This window comes from Trichocoleus sp. FACHB-6, from assembly GCF_014695815.1.
Classification (GTDB): Bacteria; Cyanobacteriota; Cyanobacteriia; order Cyanobacteriales; family FACHB-T130; genus Funiculus; species Funiculus sociatus.
In genome coordinates this window covers 64,690-85,169 of record NZ_JACJOY010000021.1, presented here as the reverse complement: position 1 = coordinate 85,169, position 20,480 = coordinate 64,690, and the positions used below count along the sequence as shown (strand labels likewise).

The window sequence follows — 20,480 nt, the reverse complement described above, 5'->3', positions numbered from 1 at the left end:
CTAAAATTCAAAGTTATTTGGTTCGTTTATGTAGGGGTGTACAGCCGTGCGCCCCTATATCTGTATGCAGAACAATGCTAAATGTGATTTATGTAATTTCAAACATCAGGACGGGAATACTGATAATACCCAGGTAACAGCCTGAGAATTAGAACACTATATCAACTACTAAAATTTGAAAATGAAATCTAAACTGCCACTTATTGGAATCACCACCGCCGGACAGTTGGGAACGAGTCTGTTCTGCGTGCGGGGCGAATATGTAGACGCAGTGCGGCTAGCAGGTGGCTTACCCATCTTATTACCGCCGGGAGAACCCGATCCAGGTGCCATTTTAGAACGAGTGGATGGTTTAATTTTATCTGGCGGGGGTGATATTGAGCCGACCCTTTACAATGGTTCATCGCATCCGACAGTTTATAACGTAGATCAGCAACGCGATCGCTTTGAGTTAGCTTTAGCAAAGTTGGTGCTGGCTACAGATATCCCTGTTTTGGGTATTTGTCGCGGTTTAGAAGTGCTGGTGGTAGCAACTGGCGGTAATTTGGTGCCACATTTGCCAGATGAATTTGGGGAAGCGATCGCGCACCGTTCTCATCAGTCTCGCCATTCTGAGCATACTGTAAAAATTTGCCCAAAAAGTCGCCTCGCATCTACAATTGGCATCACAGAGGCACATATAGTATCTTGGCATCATCAAGCTGTGCGAACAGTTCCGGTGGGGTGGCGCGTCACGGCAAAAGCTGGTGATGGTGTTATTGAAGCATTAGAGCATGAAACGCATCCTTGGGCGATCGCTCTCCAATGGCATCCAGAAATGGCACCCCACGATCCGCATCAGCAACGCATCTTCCAGTCGCTAGTCGAAGCAGCACGCGATCGCATGAGCTAATTTTAAAGAAATAGAGGATGCGATCGCCTGAAGGATATCTAGTTGCAATTTACTACAGATAAAAGTTTTGATTGGAGCTTCTTCGGGCAGCAGTCAAAGGGGCAAGATTTGACAGTAAGGTCGCGAGCATTTTGTCCAATTTAGACTGATGATAGTAATTCGACGACCATCGCCACCACGACCTCTGGCTCAATGGGTTTTGCAACGTGACGTTGAAAGCCTGCTGCTTCCGCTTGCTGTCGATCGACTTCTCCGGCATAGGCAGTCAGAGCGATCGCAGGAATTTCTTTCCCCTCCGGAAGTGCGCGAATTTGACGCATCAGCATATAGCCATCCATCACTGGCATTCCAATATCGCTGATGATGATGTTAGGAACGGATTGAGAGAAAGCTTGTAGTGCGTTAATTCCAGAAGCAACGCTGGTAACGATCGCACCAGCTTGTTCTAAAACAAAAGCCACAAATTCTCGTGAGTCCATTTCGTCATCGACGACTAAGATGTGAATACCGCTCAAATCACTATCTCTAATAGGTGATGGATCTAAGGTTGGTGATTCAATTAACCGAGGTGCTAAGGGAATTTGAACTGTGAATGTCGCACCTAGCCCAATACCTGGACTTTCTACTGTAACCGTACCACCGTGCATCTCGACAACTTGCCGCGCGATCGCCAGTCCCAATCCCAAACCCCCAAATTTACGAGTTGTGGCTCCATCCTCTTGCCGAAAATGCTCAAACACATAAGGTAGAAAGTCAGGATTGATGCCTTTTCCAGTATCGGTGACTTGAATCTGGGCATGAGTTCCACTTTGGGTTAACCTAACGGTAATTTGCCCGCCTTGAGGGGTGAATTTCACGGCATTGGATAAAAGATTCCAGATTACTTGCTGCAAACGCCCGGAATCGCCAATTACTATTCCTTGGGAGGGTGAAAAGGTGGTTTGAATTTGCAGTGACTTGGCTTCGGCGGCTAGTCGAACGGTTTCTAACGCGGCCGAGATCACCATATTCAAGTCAACAGACATCGCATTCAAACTCAGTTTGCCGCTCAGAATGCGGGAGATGTCGAGCAGGTCATCAATCAGTTGTGCCTGGAGTCGGGCGTTGCGTTCGATCGTGACAAGGGCGGTAGCCGTTTTTGTAGCGTCCAGATTCCCTCGCTGTAACAGCTTCGACCAGCCGAGAATCGGATTGAGCGGCGATCGCAACTCATGAGACAGCACTGCCAGAAACTCGTCTTTAATGCGGTTGGCACGTTCAGCGGCTTCTCGTGCAGTCTGTTCGCGTTGCAGGAGTTGTTCGCGTTCAGCTTCGATGCGCTTGCGATCGCTAATATCTTTGAACACAACCGCCACTTTTCGAGCTTCTGGCTGCCCGGTGCGGCAAGCATAAACGTCGAACCAACGGTTCAGTGCTTCGGAGGCATTCTCAAAACGAACGGCTTCACCCGTCAGGGCAACTTGTCCGTAAATCTTAATCCAGTGGTCTTCAAAATTTGGAACTAACTGACGCACGGTTTTACCAACTGCTTGTTGAAGTCCTGTTTGTTGCTCGAAGACAGGATTGATTTCTAAGAAGCGGTAGTCGATCGGCGTGTCATTGGCATCAAACAGCACTTCAATGATGCAAAAGCCTTCATCGATCGACTCAAACAGCGTTCGATAGCGTTCCTCAGATTGGCGTAAGGCACCCTCAATACGTTTGCGATCGTTGATATCCCGAAAGAAAAGAGATAGCCCAGTTGGGGAAGGATAAACGTGAACCTCTACCCACAGATCGAGCGGCGGATAATACTCCTCAAAGTCCACCGCGACCTGCTCACTGAGCGATCGCCGATACTGAAATTCAAACTGAGCGCCAACCGTGCCTGGGAAACATTCCCAAAGCGTTTTACCCAGCATTGCTTCTAAGGGAGTTTGGGTCACTCGTTGGGCGGCAACGTTTGCGTAGGTAAAGCGAAAGTCGAGATCCAATGCCATAAACGCATCGGTTATGCGCCCCAGAATGGTTCGCTCTCGCACAGTTGCTTCCTGCCGCAGCCGTGCCAGCTTCAAACTTGCTTCTACCCTTGCCAGCAGTTCACGCGCCGAGAACGGTTTAATCAGATAGTCGTCGGCTCCAGCTGCAAGTCCTTCAATGCGGGATTCTTCGCCGGCGCGGGCTGATAAGAGAATGATGGGAATGTCTTGGGTTATGGGATTAGAACGAAGCGATCGCAGCAGTTCAAACCCATCCATAAAAGGCATCATCACATCGCTTAATACCAAATCAGGGGGATTGTTCTCAATGGCAGTCAAAGCGGCAACGCCATCGGCGACGGTTTCAACGGTATAAGAACCGCTCAGGAGTCGTCGAATATAATCGCGCATATCAGCGTTATCATCTGCCAATAAGATTTTTGATTGAGCGGCCCGATTGGCTGGTGCCAGATTTAAGTTAGTAGGATTATTGTCTAATTCAAAATCCACAATCGGCAATCTAAAATCGCCTTCTGGCAACCACCGTTGAGCTTCTTCGACATAGGGTATTGCCCCTAACGCCGTTGATGCTAACGTGCAACTGGCACGAATGCGCTCTGGCGGCAGATGAGCAGTTCCGGCGGGAATCGTCACCGTAAAGCAACTGCCCTGCCCGAAGGTGCTAGAAACCGCGATCGCTCCCCCATGTAGTTTGACGAGTTCTTGCACCAGCGACAGCCCGATGCCAGAGCCTTCAAAACTCCGTCCTTGAGAATTTTCGACCCGATGAAATCGCTCAAATAAATGCGGTAATTCTTCAGCCGGAATGCCGACTCCTGTATCCGCAACCGATAATTTAACGTGAGAGTCTACCCACTGCAATCGAACGGTAATTGAGCCAGATAATGTAAACTTAAAGGCATTTGATAAAAGATTGAGAACGATTTTTTCCCACATTCCGCGATCGACATAAATCGCTTCGGGTAAGGGTGGAAAGTCCACAATCAGCGACATTCCGGCTCGTTCAATCAGCGAGCGAAACGTGCTGGCAAGTTCCGCCGTATAAGTTGCCAAATCTACAGGTTCATAAGCTGCTTGGACTCGACCTGCTTCGATGCGTGAAAAATCGAGCAAGCTATTGACAAGTTTGAGCAGCCGGATTCCGTTCCGCTGCACCAGTAATAATTGTTCGCTTTCTTGGGGTGGAATGGTTCCATCCAGATTCGCGATCACCTCTTCCAACGGCGACAGCATTAAGGTCAGCGGCGTGCGAAATTCGTGGGAAACATTGCTAAAAAAGGTGGTTTTGGCGCGATCGAGTTCTGCCAGTGCTTCGGCGCGTTTGCGTTCTGCTTCATAGGCTTGGGCATTTGCGATCTCTGTGGCAATATTGCTGGCTACCAGGTCAAAGAAGCTCCGGTATTCATCATCAAACGCACGTCTAGGGCTAATTCCAAGGACTAGAAATCCTGCTAATAGCTGCTTTTGACCCGCCATCGCGATCGGCAAGACGATCGCCTGCTTCGACGGTTCATCCCAGGCTCCACCAGAGAGCATCCCAAACCGGGTGATTAATTCATCAATAATCTCAGCATCCCCAGTCTTCTTAACCTGTGCAAACTTCCAGCAATCACCTTCAGTAGCCAAGTCAACGAGCTTGGGCCCCGCGGGTGTCCCAGCGTCTATCCTGACCGTTTCCACCAGCCGAGCTTGTTGCCCCTCCTGTTCGACCAGGTACAGCAAACCAAAGGAAATGTCGTAAGGATTGTTCGCAAGGGTGGCGCAGGCCATGCGACAGGTTTCCTCAACGGACTTGGCTTCTCCGGTACTAGCAGCGAGTTCCCGTAACGTTCTGAGCCGCCGTTCACCAATCACTCGTCGGGTCGTTTCAGTCACAGCCGTAAACGCCCCTCCCACCTCGCCTGTTTCTAGAAAAATTGGGCTGTAGGAGTAGGTGAAAAAAGCTTCCTCGGTGTATCCGTAGCGATCAACTAGCAGCAGCATATCGTCAGACCAAGTTGCCTGTGCTGTTTCCAGTACGCTCTCTAGCTGCACCCCAATAATGTCCCAAATTTCTAACCAAACTTCTTGTCCGGGTCGTCCTAGTGCCTTTGGGTGTTTAGTCCCCAGGATGGGTTGCCAAGCATCGTTGTAGAGCAATACTAATTCTTTCCCCCACCAAATGACCATCGGGAAGCGGGAGTTCAAGACTAAAGGCACAATGGTGCGTAAGCTTTGAGGCCAGGTTTCGACAGCCCCCAAGGGCGTTTGCGACCAATCGCGCGATCGCATCAACGCACCCATCTCGCCACCACCCACAAACAAATTCTCAGATAATGTGCTGACTTCACCCATGACACGCCTATCCTTCGTGTGAGAAGTGCTGCGTTAGCAGCCGTTGGATTCCGGCTCGAAGCGTTTGTGAAGAAGACTCGCTGAGTTGATCAATTAGTGCGCGAAACTGTTTTATTGCCAGAGGTGAAGGCTGAATATGCCCGTTTTCCCACCGATTGATAGTCGCGTAAGCAACACCCAGTATCTCTGCAAGCTGCCCCTGAGTCAAGTTGGTCAATTGCCCTAGTTCATCAATTAATTTGCCAACTTCAGGCTGCTCCAGCACAGATTTGGTGTTGACTGCTGCATTTTTAGGAAAGCCCATAAAAGTGGTATACGTAACAAATATTATAGTTCTTATCCATCATAAGGTAGAAAAAAGCAATGTTCTGCCCTTATAGATAAATGTGGAGTTATATGGCAAAGACTAAGCTTAAAAGTCTTACTCCTGAACAAGAAGCACTGATTCCGGTAATCCGTGAAAAATGGAGAGCAATTGTTTTCTCCAAAGGGCTAATTAATCGCTCAAAAGCTAAAGAAGCGGTTAAAGTTGCTTACTCCGTAATTCGCAAAAAAGAGCCTGAAATTATTTTTTTTGATAGCCCTTATGCAGCTTTGAACAGCCCGATTCTAAATAGAAAAGGGAGATTTTTAGCAAATTTATTTGACTTTGAGCTGAAATGGAAATTAGAGCAGCAACTGATGAGCCACAAGGCAAGACAATTTCAGTATCTAGCGTACCAACTATATAGCAATCCTAAATGATTCGTGAACCCCTGTAGGGACACGGCACTGCCGTGTCCCTACGCCAGGGTGAATACTCGTTCACAACTTAAATAGGATTGCTATAGCAGTCCTAAATGATTCGTGAAGGAGAGATCCCGGACTTCTGTAAGAAGTCCGGGATCTGAAGGGCTGGTATCTCACAACTCTGGCGAGGATTGCTATAGAAAAGCAATTCGCTGGGTGAATTGGGGAATCGATCCTGAAGAATTTTCCGTGCAAACATGAAAATACTCCCTCAAAACCAATTGTCCTCGTTCCCAGGCTGCGGACTGGGAAGGAGAAATTTAGCTACACAGCGCGATCGCGTGGTGGCGGATGTGATCTTCAATGAAAGTGGCGATAAAATAGTAACTGTGGTTGTACCCTTCTTGGTAGCGCAAAGTTAGCGGTTGTCCCGCTTCTGCACACGCTTTTTCAAACGCCTCTGGAAGCAGTTGTTCGGCGAGAAACTGATCCGCTGTGCCTTGGTCGATGAGAATGGGACGTTTAAATTTGGCACTCAGTACCAATTCGCTTGCATCGTAGTCGCGCCAGCTTTCCTTATCTGCGCCAAGGTAGTTACTGAAAGCTTTCTGACCCCAAGGACAGCGCATCGGCGCGGCAATGGGTGCAAAAGCTGAAACCGATTTATAAAGCTCAGGGTTTCTTAAAGCACATACTAAAGCTCCGTGTCCGCCCATCGAATGCCCGAAAATCCCCATTTTTTCAGGTTGTACTGGGAAATTATCGGCAATTAGAGCAGGTAATTCGCGGACAACATAGCTGTACATTTGATAATGCGATCGCCACTTTTCCTGAGTAGCATCAACGTAAAATCCCGCACCAGTACCAAAATCCCAATCTTTATCTTCACCTTCAATTCCCCTATTGCGAGGGCTGGTATCTGGTACAACGAGCATTATCCCGTACTTAGCAGCAAATTGTTGTGCGCCAGACTTACCCATAAAGTTCTCTTCAGTGCAAGTCAAACCTGAGAGGAAATAAAGAACTGGTACTGGTGCTGATTTTGCTTGCGGTGGCTGATAGACAGAAAATCGCATTTCGCCGTTACAAGTATCAGAAACATGGCGGTAAAAACCAATTTTACCGCCAAAACAAAGATGCTCAGAAACCAGTTTGGGAAACGCTGACATAAGGGTTCATCCAATAGTATGCCCACACTCCTGTTGCGGTCGATGCTCCGCAAACGAAGCCGTAGCGTTGGCAGGCTTAATTATACAGGCTTTGTTTCTGTAACGCCAGACTAAAGTCTTGAGCGGCTCACTCGATAACCAAGCTGAGCTAATCCAATTTTGGATTAGAAACTATTGCATATGTAGCACAATACGGTTTAGTTAAGAACAATTGTAGTACCCCGTCTATCATAAAATGTTTAGTTAATTGTAGGAAATAGTTGAGGTGGGCGTTACCCAACTTTATCAGAATTTTGTTGGGTTGCATCGCTTAACTATTCCCTACTATTAATAACTAGAGCGATCGCTGCTCTGTCTCCCCCAAAGATGAGGTACCTAAGTAATAGCATTCCCAGGCTGAGCCTCTTAACGAAGATAATTAAGTACCAGCAGCCCGCTTTGTGCGAAAACTCACATTCACCCCATCGCTTAATTGCTCTAGCACCAACAGAGGTGTTGGCTTTGCCTTCTGATCCCAATTTAGTTTTACAATGCGCCCCTGAATTGTTGGTTGCCAAGTATCGTGATCGTCTGCTGGAGAGAGGAATGTTTCGATACAGTCAATAATTTGGCTAATTGTAGCAGAAGTAGCCTGAGTCGGTAATTTCATTAACTTAATTTGGATGCGGAAGAGCACCCGTTTAGAGCGCTTTGTGCCTTCTCCCGTCTCATAAGCAACATCAAAGATTTCATCCACTTGACGAGCTTGCGTACTAGCAATTCCAACCGCTGCTTGCGATGCTTGAGTCGGACGGAGAGCTAAGGTGATTAGTTCTTTAACTTTAACTTTAATTTGATTGACGACCGCAAAGTGAAACACCTCCTCCTCCATTCGCATTCTCAGGTAGTCTAAGTTAAACTCCCGCGAGTTAACCAAGTCAGGATTGCTTTCCATTCTATGAATAGAATCAAGCGCCAACTTTAACTTTTTCTGGAGGTCTTTGATTTTAAAGTCTTGTAACTTGGCTCTCTTTGCTATCTCATTAGATTTGATCTTGACAAATACTCCCCCAGCAACTAGCAGTAAAGCCAGTCCTCCGGTGGTGAACATCCAGATTGACGGTGGTTGAGGGTTAGCAGCTGCGGCTGCTTGTTGTGCGGTTTGAGTTTTTTTGGCTGGGAGTTGAGTCTTCTTAGCAGGGGTTTGAGCTAAAAGAGAGTCTACAAAAATGATGGGAGTGGACATATAGGCTACGGCTAGAAATTGATGTCTATTATCAGGATGCCCAAAGTAAAAGTTAAAAATGAAAAATAATTTAATTTTCCATTTTTATTGATTTAGTTTTGCCACCGCGTGCGGTAACATCGCGCATCAATATGGCATAGGTTTGGAAATCGGGTGTAGCGGCCCAAGCCACCAGACCACCAGGGGTCGAGGAACCAATAAAGTTGAGCGCCAGAAAGCCCTTCGCAGGTGAAGTCTATTGCATCCCCAACAATATGACGGCTGTATAATGCGCCACCAAGCGCTCGATTAATGGCTGGTGGTCGATACCAGCTGGCGACTAAAATTGGCCGTCCAATGCGATCGCGTGCTTTCTGTGCCATTTTAGCAATCCGGACGATGGCATCTAAAGTCTCTTGATTGGGTGGCATCCAGATACCTCCAGAGGTAGCTTCTGCCCAGGTAAAGTTGCCATCCGGCACAATCGCAGCCGACAGCTGAATATTTTCTAGCGTCCAGTGTTCGGGACGCTCTTTAAAGATAATTGGCATTGGTTTGGGTGGGGAATCTGGGGAATCTTTCCGCGCCTTATCTATGCGTTTGAGATCGTCAAACAGGGAACGGATGGCTTGATCTCTAGTCACATTGCGCCAAAGTTGAACCAGACGAATTAAAGCTTCCCGTTGGTAATCCAGTTCTTTATATTCAATAGGCAAACGGCGGACAAACTCTAGTAATTCATTGTCCAACTGGACGGCAAGATGAGAGAGGGTAGTGCGATCTGCGGTACTGCTACCCAACATTTGGGGATCGATGCCCAAAGCCGCCAGCGCCGCCGCACGCGAGTCTAATTTCCGCCAGAGTCGCAACAACTCGGTGAGGGCATGGCGCTGGGTTCCCGTTCCTTGATAATACTGCGGGATAAACTGCACAAAGGCAATCAGTGCAGAATCAATTATTTTGATTCCAGTTTCGGCGGAGGTGTTGTTTTTCAAAGATGCGATCGCATCTTCCCGCGACTGGAGTTGTCGCCACAGCTGAGTTAGGCGCAGCAGTGCTTCCCGTTGATACGGATAACCAGAGTAATTTTGGGCAACTTGCTGGATAAATTGCTTCAGGGGAATATCTAGCGCAGATTCATCGAAGTTGTCTTCAGCTAAGGCTTGATCCCTCGATGAATTGGGGGGCTTTTCTCCTCCCATGAATTGGGGGGTTGGGGGTATCTTCTGCAAAGATGCTACGGAAAGCTTTGCGATCGCATCTTCCCTGGTATCCAAGTGATGCCATATCCGCACCGCTTCCAGCACCGCATCCCGTTGCTGAGACAAGCCTATATAGTAATCAGCAACACGTTCCACCAAAGTTACTAACGCCTGATCCAGATAAGCAAGATTTTCCGGCAAGCCTGCCACCGAAAAATCTATAGCCATGTCTTTCAGGTAAGCTTGCAGTAGCGCATCAGCGTTACTTGCTTCCAAAAGCGCCGCCGTGGGTTCGCTGGCAGATGGTACATAACCAGCAGCGACAGATTGAAGGAAGCGATCGCTATAACGACCTTTTTCCACATCCCACATTTCGGCACCTTTCCACCCCTGAACAACTAAACTGTTGCACAGACTTCCAATAGTATTAGCCGCATATTGCACCTGTTTCGGAAAAGAATCTACCTCTTCCAAAGGAATCCGGTTAGCCGGAGAGATGCCCAGCCCCTTTTCTGTGTCCGATAGCGACGGTGAAGAGTGTACTTGATAAAGCGCTGCCAAAATCGGCTTGTGGATGCCCGTGCGTTCCGCTTCTAAAAGATAGTAGTAATTGCGCTGGTTTGGTGTCAGTGTTGGCATAGCCATTTTTTTTTCCCACTAAAACCACTTTATGATCACTTTCCTACCGCTTCATCAAGCTAATATGAAGAATTACTTGAAAAATGTTCGTCTAGTTGCAACCGACATGGATGGCACCTTGACGAGCCAAGGCAAGTTTACCGCAAGTTTACTCCAAGCTTTAGAAAATTTAGCAGATGCCAGCATTCCCGTGCTGATTGTCACCGGGCGTTCCGCTGGCTGGATGAGTGGTTTAAGCGCGATATTGCCAATTGCGGGTGCATTAGCAGAAAACGGCGGTTTATTCTACCCATCTGGCACCGAAACCCCAGTAACTTTAACCCCCATTCCCGATATTGTCGCCCACAGACAACAGCTTCATCATATTTTTGACCAACTCAAATCTAAATTTCCTCATCTTCAAGAATCTGGTGACAATCGTTTTCGCATCACCGATTGGACATTTGATAATCGCGAAGTGACACCCAATGATCTGCAAACTATAAACGTATTTTGTCAAGAATCGGGCTGGAGTTTTACCTACAGTTCCATACAGTGTCACATCAAACCAAAGCAACAAGATAAAGCAACTGGGTTGCTGCAAGTATTAACCCATCACTTCCCTCAATACCCACCAGAACAAGTGGTCACAGTTGGCGATAGTCCCAACGATGAAAGTTTATTTAATCCTCAATATTTTCCCGTTTCTGTTGGCGTGGCAAATGTTTTAGAGTATGCCAATCAGTTAACTCATAAACCCGCTTACATTACCAAGTTTGCCGAAGGCGAGGGATTTTGTGAATTAGCGAAATTACTTTTAAAGTAGAGCGGGATAGAATTTTTGTAGTCTGCATTCCTATTACTTTCGGACTTTCGCGTACAAAAACTGCCCTTTCTGCCTTAAAAGCCAGCCGACCCAGGCTTCGTTTGTTCGCCTTTAACTTTGGTAGTTAGCTGTTTGTGCTTATAATTTTAGTGTCCCTAATGGGAACAGTTTGATGATAACTTTCCCAATTCGATTGCCCCAGAAGAATACGATATATTAAAAGAGCAGTACACTTTGGATTGTTACAAATGGCTGGCTACACCAGTATTTTAAAATAGGACGCTACAGAAGGATATTACCTTACTAAATATACTGGTTTAGGGTTGCCAGAAATTTAAGCTGAAGTAAAATTATAAATTATCACTGTCCTACCATCTGCATTAAGAAAAACGATCGATCAAGAATGATAGATAGAAAAACCTATGAACTCCTAATAATTAGTCATCAAGGTAAAACTGTTGAGGAGATAATTAAAATTAGTGATGTTTGGAATACATTAAGTTATGCTAAATCTCAAATAGGGAAGGAAGCGCATAATATCCTAATTGAGTTTGATTGTAATTTAGAGGAAGAACACAACGATTTCATACTTAACTGGCACAACTTAGTAGAAAGCGTACATTATGAAAACATAAAAAAATATCGCCCAATTCCCTTTGAGTTGTGATCGAGTTAATGAGCGATCGCATTCGTCATGGAGTAGCAACGCGATCGCGCTATCTAAAGTTCATCGGGATTAATTCCCCGTTCTTGTAACTTAGCCATTAACTCTGCAAGCTGCTGTTGAACGTTCTCAGCGCGTTGGTGTTCACTTTCAGCGCGTTGGCTTTCAGTTTCAGCACGTTGGCGTTCCTGTTCAATGACATTCTCAGGCGTAGGGAAGCGGTTTCCGTTCTGGTCATACCAGTACAGCCAATCACGAGTCCAACCATGATGCGTCCCCGACTCGTACCCAATGCCTAAATCAATTTCTGGTATCCATACTGGGTTGCCAAACTGTCGGATATAAACCCCATTTTCTAACCGATAGACTTCAAAAGGATCGTGCTTGTCCCGCCGCCAGTAGTCCGGGTTATAAATAACGTAATACAGCGCCCCGATGCTGGCATATTTGGTCATTTTGTCGTCATATTCCCCGCCTTTTGTTTGGGAAACATATTCTAAGACAAACTGGGGGACAACCTGTTCTTGCCAAATTAAATAGCTGAGTCTTCCTCGGTTACTCTTGTGTCGCGGTACTCCTAAACTTAAGAACCCATCCGGTACAATTGCTGGCTGTTCGGGGTCATAATAAACTCCCATATTGATCCCAAAAAACCAGTCTGTGCGGTTTGCCCATAATAGACATAGGATGACGCGCAGCAGATGAGGAATCAAAAGTTGGAATTCGTTATCCACAGGGGTATTGTCAGAGTTGGGCAGCTCCTCCTCTGTGGGAAGGTACTGCAACGGATTGTACTGTACCATATAAAACTTTTCTTTTATCCTGATTGCTTGAATTCTAGCAAAGTAATCAGGGTTTTCTGCCTGGCAATAAAGCGTTTCCTTGCGAGAGCGATCGCGTCTGATTTCACCTAGTAGAAGTATTAGTAAAATTTGGCTTCAATTTGCCCAAACGGTCGAAAGGCCAGAAGCGCACAAATGCTTTCCCGATGATGCGATCGCGTGGTACAAAACCCCAGTAGCGACCATCATAACTATCTTGGCGGTTATCACCCAATACTAAATAAGAATTAGGCGGTACAATAACAGGCCCCCAATCTTCCCCCTTAGTATCTCCAATATAGTTTTCCCGCAGAAGTTTATCATTTATATAAACTCTTCCGGCTTTAATTTCTACCTTTTCCCCCGGCAACCCGATCGCACGTTTAATAAATGTATCGTGGAAATTTTGTTCCTGTAGCTTTTTTGTAGGTGAAAACAATACAATGTCGCCACGCTGAGGATTTTCAAAATGATAACTTACCTTATCTGCCATCACGCGATCGTTAACTTCCAGGGTAGGCAACATAGAGCCGGAAGCAACATAGCGACTTTCGGCAACAAAAGTGCGAAACCCAAAGGCAAAAATTAGGCTTAGCCCAACTGTTTTAAAACCCTCAAGCCAAACATTGTTAACTTTCATCTGCTGATGTTTATCTGTCACTTTTGCCTCCCTTGATATAGTGTTGCTTTAGTTTACTTCGCTAAGCCTTGAAGACGCTAAGCTGAGGTGATTGTGCCATTTGGCGAAATGTAAAGGGTTGTAAAGCAGATTGCCGATGTCTATAGCGCCTCTAGACAAGTGGGTTGGGAATGCGATCGCTATTTTCACATTTACCTGAAGATACTGGTACGGTAGCGCGGTAGGCTGGTATCAGGGAATTGCCCGCTGGAGGGATCGATCGATATGGAATTCAAACTGAGGAACGCCTTTAAGTTTTATCAAAATTTAGATCATCAAAATCAAGCTATTGATGAGCTAGAACAATGGTTGCACGATAAGCACCCAGAGGAGTTAGAGAAATTTCACCAAGCTTTGCTAAGTGGGCCCACCCCAGAAATTCACGCGGAAGCGATCGCCTTACCGAAAAAACAAACTAGTGAAATTCTTGATCTAGCAAGCTACTCTGATAAAATTCGTTTAGACGATCCGATTATTCCAGGGGGCGATATTACTTGGGCAGAAGCGATTCCTAATGGCGATCGCCACCTCCCCGAAAACAAAGAAATCGTCCAAAATATTATCACCCTAGCCGAGCAGCTACAAGTTATTAGAGACCAAATTGGCAAGCCTTTCCGCATTACCAGCTGGTATCATCATCAACCCTTTGGTTTTAAGCTCAATGGAGCGTCGAAAAAAGAGTATGTCATGGGAGGAGCTGTTGATTTTTGGGTGGAGGGCTATACTGGTCCTCAACTGGCTCAGATGTTGGATTGGTGGGAGGGCGGTTTAGGTACGTACCTTTATGTACCCTACATGGTTCATCTAGATATTGGCCCCCGCCGCCGCTGGCAAGCACCATATCCCCGTTAGGGAGAGTTATGAGTTATGAGTTTAAACAGCTTTCAATTCAAACTTAACACTCAAAACTCTTTTATTACGAGATAGTAGGAAAGTTATAGCAGTCCTATTTCATTTGTAAACTGTAGGACAGGCGGGAGAGCAAGTTTCAGGCGAGAACGCTACAGAGGAAAAAATATTTCATAACTCGTTTAGGACTGCTATATCAACAAATGTGCTCTTTAGAGCGGGAATCAATTCGACAATCTACATCTTAAAATTGGGAAAGTTAATTGTTAATGGGAGAGTGAAAAATTAGGAGGTGAGGAGCCAGTAATTAGTAAATTTTAACTAACTTTAATCCCAATTCCCAATTCCCAATTCTCAATTCTCAATTTTAGTAATTAATTCCCAGTACACCTTGCAGTATAGTTCCCCTTAGCTGGGCCAGGTATAAATTAGCATTTTGCAGATTAACACCAAGCAAGTTTGCATCTATCATCTTGGCGTATGCTAAGTTAGCAAATCTCATATCTGCCTGTTGCAAGTCAGCACCTTCTAAATTAGCACCGCGCAAGTTAGTAAATCTCAGAAAGGAATTTTGCAAGTTAGCTTGCTTGAGTTGGGCACGATCTAAATTAGCTACGTACAAATTAGCACCAGCAAGATTTGCTTTTGTCAAGTTAGCTTTTGTCAAGTTTGCCCGTTGCAGGTTAGCGCCTCTCAAGTCAGCGCCGCTTAAATCGGCACCGCTGAGATCACAACCTAAACATTCTTTGGTTTTTAGTAAACGATCTACGTGTCCCGGATTTGCAGCTTGTACGGGTGTTGTTAAACACAGCACTGATAGCGCGGCAACTAGCGTTTTGAGTTTCATAGTATTTATAGCATTCTAATTTTATTATGGCGCTATTTAGAGGGAACGAACCGCAGAGGGAAAAGGGTGAGTAGCCTCACTTTGCTAATAGCTGCCTACAATGGCTTCTATCAGAGTTAACAATACTCCTATGACTTCCGTTACTACACAATCAGAGTTAGGTTTACCTTTTGTAATTTAATTATAATTAAAACAACAACAGTGGGTATATATGCTAACACCAATATTGGTAGTAAATTTTTAAAGCAATTTAAATTAATTGAGGTTGGTTCAAGCTTTAATTGCTGTTGTTTCATCTTCCTGGCACTTTTGATGATAAATTCCTGGAAAAACAAATGAATTTTTCTTTGTTTTTTTCATGAGAAATTACAGCACGGCGGTTGCTGGTGCTGAATCGAGCTAAACTTTAAACTGGTAATTTAGCTAATCAGAAATACTTAATTAACTTCAGGTTAACAAATGATTAAAAGTATTATATAAAGGATTGATGAAGGAGATCGCAGTTTGTTAAGGATTTGTTAAAGATGGGACGCTTTTGGGACGGTAATACCTAACCGAGGATACGTAAATACCGATCCTGGGATTGCACAAGGCTACTTACAATGACCATAGAGGCAGCCATAAGCCAGATGTAATGCTGATTTTTCTGTGTTATGGGTGTCTGGAGTGGTCTGTTAAGCAGTAGTTATCATGCAACCAACTAATCCGAACCAATTTACAGAAAAAGCTTGGGAAGCCATCACCCGCACCCCAGATATTGTTAAATCTGCCCAGCAGCAACAACTGGAAAGCGAACACTTGATGAAAGCGCTGCTGGATCAAGAAGGACTCGCCACCAGCATTCTCAACAAAGCTGGGGCGAACGTGCAGCGATTTAGAGAACGCACGGAAGACTTTATTAAGCGTCAGCCCAAGGTTTCTGGTAGCGGCACCTCTGTTTATGTAGGGCGCAGTCTTGATACTTTGCTAGATAGGGCTGAAGCTTTTCGCAAAGAGTTTGAAGACGACTTTATCTCTATCGAACACTTGATGCTGGCTTATCCCAAAGACGATCGCTTTGGTAAGGCTTTGTTTCAAGAATTTAAACTGGATGAAAACAAGCTAAGAACTATCATCGCCCAAGTTCGCGGGAGCCAAAAAGTGACTGACCAAAATCCAGAAGGCAAGTATGAATCTTTGGAAAAATATGGGCGCGATTTGACAGCATTCGCCCGTGAAGGGAAGTTAGATCCGGTGATTGGGCGCGATGATGAGATTCGCCGCACGATCCAAATTCTGTCTCGTCGCACTAAGAATAACCCGGTGCTGATTGGTGAACCTGGGGTAGGTAAAACTGCGATCGCTGAAGGTTTGGCGCAGCGAATTGTCAGCGGTGATGTTCCTGAGTCGTTGCGCGATCGCAAACTTATCGCCCTCGATATGGGTGCTTTGATTGCTGGTGCCAAATATAGGGGTGAATTTGAAGAACGCTTGAAAGCTGTTCTCAAGGAAGTTACCGATTCCAAAGGACAACTCATCCTATTTATAGATGAAATTCACACCGTTGTTGGTGCTGGTGCAACTCAAGGGGCGATGGATGCTGGCAACTTGCTCAAACCAATGTTAGCAAGAGGTGAGTTGCGTTGTATCGGTGCGACAACTCTGGATGAATACCGCAAGTACATCGAGAAAGATGCAGCTTTAGAACGGCGTTTCCAACAAGTTTATATCGATCAGCCCAGCGTGGAAGATACTGTTTCCATTCTGCGGGGTTTGAAAGATCGCTACGAAACGCACCATAACGTGAAAATCTCTGATAGTGCGTTAGTGGCTGCGGCTACTTTGTCTACTAGATATATTAGCGATCGCTTCCTCCCAGACAAAGCGATTGACTTAGTAGATGAAGCCGCCGCTCGCTTGAAGATGGAAAGTACCTCTAAACCAGAGGAACTTGACGAAATCGACCGCAAAATTATCCAGCTAAAAATGGAGCGTTTGTCGCTACAAAAAGAAAGCGATGCACCTTCTAGAGAACGGCTGGAAAGGTTGGATAAAGAACTTGCCGATCTTGAGGAAAAACAACGGACGCTGAATGCTCAATGGCAAGCTGAGAAAGATGTTCTCGAACGCCGTAAAACCTTCAAAGAAGAAATCGATCGGGTGAATATTGAAATTCAACAAGCTGAGAGAGAGTACGATCTTAACAAAGCTGCTGAATTGAAATATGGCAAGTTGACCGAATTGCAACGTCAGTTAGAAGAGACGGAAACGCAACTAGCGCAAACTCAAAATAGTGGGCGATCGCTACTTCGAGAAGAAGTCACTGAATCTGATATTGCTGAAATCATTTCTAAGTGGACTGGGATTCCGATCAGCAAGTTAGTGGAATCAGAGAAGGAAAAACTCTTGCAGTTGGAAGACGAACTGCACAAGCGCGTCATCGGTCAGGATGAAGCGGTGACAGCTGTAGCTGATGCGATTCAGCGATCGCGTGCTGGTCTTGCCGATCCAAATCGCCCGACTGCTAGCTTTATTTTCCTTGGCCCCACTGGTGTTGGCAAGACGGAACTCGGAAAAGCCCTCGCTGCATATCTATTCGACACTGAAGAAGCTTTGGTGCGAATCGATATGTCGGAATACATGGAGAAGCACAGCGTTTCAAGGCTTATTGGTGCGCCTCCCGGATACGTCGGTTATGACGAAGGCGGACAATTAACTGAATCTATCCGTCGTCGTCCCTACGCAGTGGTGCTGTTCGACGAAATCGAAAAAGCTCACCCGGATGTCTTCAACATCATGTTGCAAATTCTCGATGATGGTCGCGTTACCGATTCTCAAGGTCACACGGTAGACTTCAAGAATAGTATCATCATCATGACCAGCAACATCGGTTCGCAGTTCATCTTAGATTTGGCTGGTGACGATAGCCACTACGATGAGATGCGTAGCCGGGTGATGGAGGCGATGCGTACTAGCTTCCGTCCAGAGTTCCTGAACCGAATTGACGAGATTATCATCTTCCACGGCTTGCAGAAGTCCGAACTGCGGCAGATTGTCCAAATCCAAGTCAAGCGATTGGAAAAACGGTTAAGCGATCGCAAGATGTCTCTCAAACTCTCCGAAGCTTCTCTTGACTTTTTGGCAGAAGTTGGATACGACCCAGTTTTCGGCGCACGTCCCTTAAAGCGTGCCATTCAAAGGGAACTGGAAACCCAAATCGCCAAGGGTATTCTGCGCGGCGAATTCAACGATGGTGACACCATCTTTGTCGATGTGGAAAATGAGCGTCTTGCCTTCAAGCGCTTACCAGCTGAGTTAGTAACTGCACATTAAGTATTAGGTAGGGTGGGTTTCTTCCCACCCTATTTTTTTATCAAATAAACGCGGTAAAACCCACATCTTTCAGGTCGCCGCCTCTCGTCGATAAATCTGAAAAGGACTGAGAACTAAAAATTTAGTCCTCAGTCCGCAAAGAAAGTGCTGCTACGCGAACACTCCTTAGTGTTATTTTCAGATGAAGGTTTTAGCCGCGCAGATGGGCGCCGTTTTCCATCAGCTGCTGTTGCAGGTTGGCAGGTACCGGCTTGTTGGAGACGAACTCCATTGAGAAGTTAGCTTGACCGGAAGAAAGCGATCGCAACTGTGCTGAATAACCGAACATCTCCACGAACGGCACTTCCGCACGGATGACGGCATAGTTTTCCATCGTCTCAGAACCCAGCAGTACGCCGCGACGAGACGAGAGATCGCCCTGCACGCGCCCCACAAACTCGTTCGGTGTCTCCACTTCCACGAGCATAATCGGTTCGAGGATAACTGGCGTTGCTTTGGCAAAGGCTTGCTTGAGGGCAAGACTCGCCGCAGTTCGGAACGCCATTTCCGAAGAGTCAATCGCGTGGTAAGAACCCGCTTCTAGTATCGCTTTGACGCCAACCATCGGATAACCGATGAGATGTCCGCTTGCGATCGCTTCGCGGAAACCTTTCTCGCAAGCGGGGATGAATTCTTTGGGAATCGCACCCCCAACCACCCGATTCTCGAACGCAAACGGTTCTTCCCCCGGTTCAATCCGACCGATAACATGAGCATACTGACCGGGACCGCCGCCTTGCTTCTTGAGCCTGTAGTCGAAGGTTGCCGACTGGGTAACGGTTTCGCGGTAAGCGACTGCTGGCGCACCGACGTTCACTTCGGCGTTGTATTCTCGCTTCATGCGTTCGATGTAGATTTCTAGATGCAGTTCGCCCATCCCCGAAATCAGGGTTTCCTTGGACTCCGGATCGATGCTGACGCGGAAGGTAGGATCTTCCCATGTAAAGCGATTCAGCGCTTTTGACAGTTGATCGGCATCTTCCCGTTTCTTGGGCGCGATCGCTAGCGTCATCACGGGTTCTGGCACAAATATTCCCTCTAAAGAAAGGTTAGTTCCCTCCGAGCAGAACGTATCGCCAGAAGCGCACTCAACACCCAGCAGAGCTACAATGTCGCCAGCGACAGCACTTTCGACCTCTTCGCGTTTGTTCGCGTGCATCCGCACAATTTGGCTCACTAGCACCCGTTGATTGGTGCGAGTGTTGTAGATGCGCTGTCCCTGGCGCAACGTCCCAGAATAGATGCGGGTATAAGTCAGTTGTCCGTACTCATCTTTGGCAATTTTGAAAGCCAAAGCGACCAGTGCTGCTTCTGTGTCTGGATAGACATGAATCGGCTCATTGGTCGAAATCGCGATCGCTTTCACCACCTCTCTATCCACTGGTGACGGCAAGTAAAGAGCAACAGCATCTAATAAGTTCTGAACCCCCTTATTTTTGAAGGCGGAACCCATCAAAACTGGAGTCAATTGCAAGCTTAAAGTTGCCCGACGCAGGGTTTCCCAAATCATTTCTTTGGGAATTTCTTCGCTCTCAAGTAGCATCTCCATCATCGGTTCGGAGAACATAGAGAGTTGATCGAGCATCTTTTCTCGTGCTTCTTTTGCCTCATCCCGTAAGTGTTCGGGAATCGACTCAATAACGCGAATTTCGCCTTTTTCTCCAGCAAAATAGTTTGCCGTCATTTCAATCAAATCGATGACGCCTTCAAACTTATCTTCGCTGCTAATAGGATATTGAAGCAGTACCGGGTTCAAAGCCAGTTTTTCTCGCAGCGATCGCACGACTCGGAATGGATTTGCACCCGTCCGATCCATCTTATTAATGAAGGCAATACGTGGCACTCGGTAGCGCTTCATCTGCCTATCTACGGTAATCGATTGCGATTGCACACCAGCAACCGCGCACAGCACCATAATCGCACCATCGAGAACCCGCAATGCACGTTCAACTTCAATCGTGAAGTCTACGTGTCCTGGAGTATCAATCAGGTTAATCTGCGTATCATTCCATACGCAAGTTGTCGCTGCTGAAGTGATGGTAATGCCTTTTTGTTGCTCCAACTCCATGTAGTCCAACGTCGCGCGATCGCTACCTCCCCGAACTTCGCCAATCTTGTAAATTTTGCCCGTGTAGTACAGAATCCGCTCGCTGAGGGTTGTTTTGCCAGAATCGATGTGAGCGGAAATTCCAATATTACGGATGCGCGTTCGGGGAATCATAGGACAAATACTCTGCCTTACCAGAGCCATGAAAAGACATTTGCCTTGTGCGGCAACATTAATACTACAAAATGTACTACACAAGTGTCAAGGGT

15 protein-coding genes are annotated in these 20,480 nt (G+C 46.3%); 6 read left to right on the top strand and 9 right to left on the bottom strand.

Annotation, left to right across the window (positions count from 1 at the left end; all coding sequences use genetic code 11):
- Positions 1-181: 181 nt before the first annotated feature.
- Positions 182-892, top strand: a complete 711-nt coding sequence (locus tag H6F66_RS03995) for a gamma-glutamyl-gamma-aminobutyrate hydrolase family protein (RefSeq protein WP_190418434.1) — start codon at positions 182-184, stop codon at positions 890-892.
- Positions 893-1,032: 140 nt separating this feature from the next.
- On the opposite strand, the gene H6F66_RS03990 is transcribed toward H6F66_RS03995, so the two are convergent.
- On the bottom strand, positions 1,033-5,205 hold the full coding sequence (locus tag H6F66_RS03990; protein WP_190418432.1) for an ATP-binding protein: 4,173 nt from the start codon (positions 5,203-5,205) through the stop codon (positions 1,033-1,035).
- Positions 5,206-5,212: 7 nt separating this feature from the next.
- On the bottom strand, positions 5,213-5,509 hold the full coding sequence (locus tag H6F66_RS03985) for a helix-turn-helix transcriptional regulator (protein WP_190418430.1): 297 nt from the start codon (positions 5,507-5,509) through the stop codon (positions 5,213-5,215).
- A gap of 92 nt (positions 5,510-5,601) precedes the next feature.
- On the opposite strand from H6F66_RS03985, the gene H6F66_RS03980 reads away from it, so the two are divergent.
- Positions 5,602-5,949, top strand: coding sequence for a hypothetical protein (locus tag H6F66_RS03980; protein WP_190418428.1), 348 nt, complete (start codon positions 5,602-5,604; stop codon positions 5,947-5,949).
- 305 nt (positions 5,950-6,254) lie between these two features.
- On the opposite strand, the gene fghA is transcribed toward H6F66_RS03980, so the two are convergent.
- The 3 genes from fghA to H6F66_RS03965 all read right to left on the bottom strand — a co-directional run bounded on the left by fghA (position 6,255) and on the right by H6F66_RS03965 (position 10,154).
- Positions 6,255-7,103, bottom strand: a complete 849-nt coding sequence (gene fghA / locus H6F66_RS03975; protein WP_190418426.1) for an S-formylglutathione hydrolase — start codon at positions 7,101-7,103, stop codon at positions 6,255-6,257.
- Positions 7,104-7,521: 418 nt separating this feature from the next.
- Positions 7,522-8,328: a hypothetical protein gene (locus H6F66_RS03970; RefSeq protein WP_190418423.1), complete on the bottom strand. Its 807-nt coding sequence runs from the start codon at positions 8,326-8,328 to the stop codon at positions 7,522-7,524.
- Positions 8,329-8,420: 92 nt separating this feature from the next.
- On the bottom strand, positions 8,421-10,154 hold the full coding sequence (locus tag H6F66_RS03965) for a D-Ala-D-Ala carboxypeptidase family metallohydrolase (RefSeq protein ID WP_242019136.1): 1,734 nt from the start codon (positions 10,152-10,154) through the stop codon (positions 8,421-8,423).
- 25 nt (positions 10,155-10,179) lie between these two features.
- On the opposite strand from H6F66_RS03965, the gene H6F66_RS03960 reads away from it, so the two are divergent.
- Positions 10,180-10,953 (top strand): HAD family hydrolase, encoded by a 774-nt coding sequence (locus H6F66_RS03960; protein ID WP_190418421.1) that lies wholly within the window; start codon positions 10,180-10,182, stop codon positions 10,951-10,953.
- A 403-nt stretch (positions 10,954-11,356) separates the two neighbouring features.
- Positions 11,357-11,620 (top strand): hypothetical protein, encoded by a 264-nt coding sequence (locus tag H6F66_RS03955; RefSeq protein WP_190418419.1) that lies wholly within the window; start codon positions 11,357-11,359, stop codon positions 11,618-11,620.
- A gap of 53 nt (positions 11,621-11,673) precedes the next feature.
- Here H6F66_RS03955 and H6F66_RS03950 read toward each other — a convergent pair whose 3' ends face one another.
- Both H6F66_RS03950 and lepB read right to left on the bottom strand, forming a co-directional pair.
- The gene (locus H6F66_RS03950) at positions 11,674-12,420 is read right to left on the bottom strand and encodes a Uma2 family endonuclease (protein ID WP_190418418.1); all 747 of its coding nucleotides are present in this window, start codon (positions 12,418-12,420) and stop codon (positions 11,674-11,676) included.
- A 103-nt stretch (positions 12,421-12,523) separates the two neighbouring features.
- Positions 12,524-13,078, bottom strand: a complete 555-nt coding sequence (lepB, locus tag H6F66_RS03945; protein ID WP_190418487.1) for a signal peptidase I — start codon at positions 13,076-13,078, stop codon at positions 12,524-12,526.
- Positions 13,079-13,342: 264 nt separating this feature from the next.
- On the opposite strand from lepB, the gene H6F66_RS03940 reads away from it, so the two are divergent.
- Positions 13,343-13,969, top strand: a complete 627-nt coding sequence (locus tag H6F66_RS03940) for a D-Ala-D-Ala carboxypeptidase family metallohydrolase (protein WP_190418416.1) — start codon at positions 13,343-13,345, stop codon at positions 13,967-13,969.
- 364 nt (positions 13,970-14,333) lie between these two features.
- On the opposite strand, the gene H6F66_RS03935 is transcribed toward H6F66_RS03940, so the two are convergent.
- A complete protein-coding gene (locus tag H6F66_RS03935) occupies positions 14,334-14,813 on the bottom strand; it encodes a pentapeptide repeat-containing protein (protein ID WP_190418414.1) in 480 nt (159 codons plus the stop codon).
- Between the two features lie 690 nt (positions 14,814-15,503).
- Here H6F66_RS03935 and clpB point away from each other — a divergent pair.
- Positions 15,504-18,125, top strand: a complete 2,622-nt coding sequence (gene clpB / locus H6F66_RS03930) for an ATP-dependent chaperone ClpB (RefSeq protein ID WP_190418412.1) — start codon at positions 15,504-15,506, stop codon at positions 18,123-18,125.
- Positions 18,126-18,315: 190 nt separating this feature from the next.
- On the opposite strand, the gene fusA is transcribed toward clpB, so the two are convergent.
- Entirely contained in the window at positions 18,316-20,385 is a 2,070-nt protein-coding gene (fusA, locus tag H6F66_RS03925) for an elongation factor G (RefSeq protein ID WP_190418410.1), read from the bottom strand.
- Positions 20,386-20,480 lie beyond the last annotated feature (95 nt).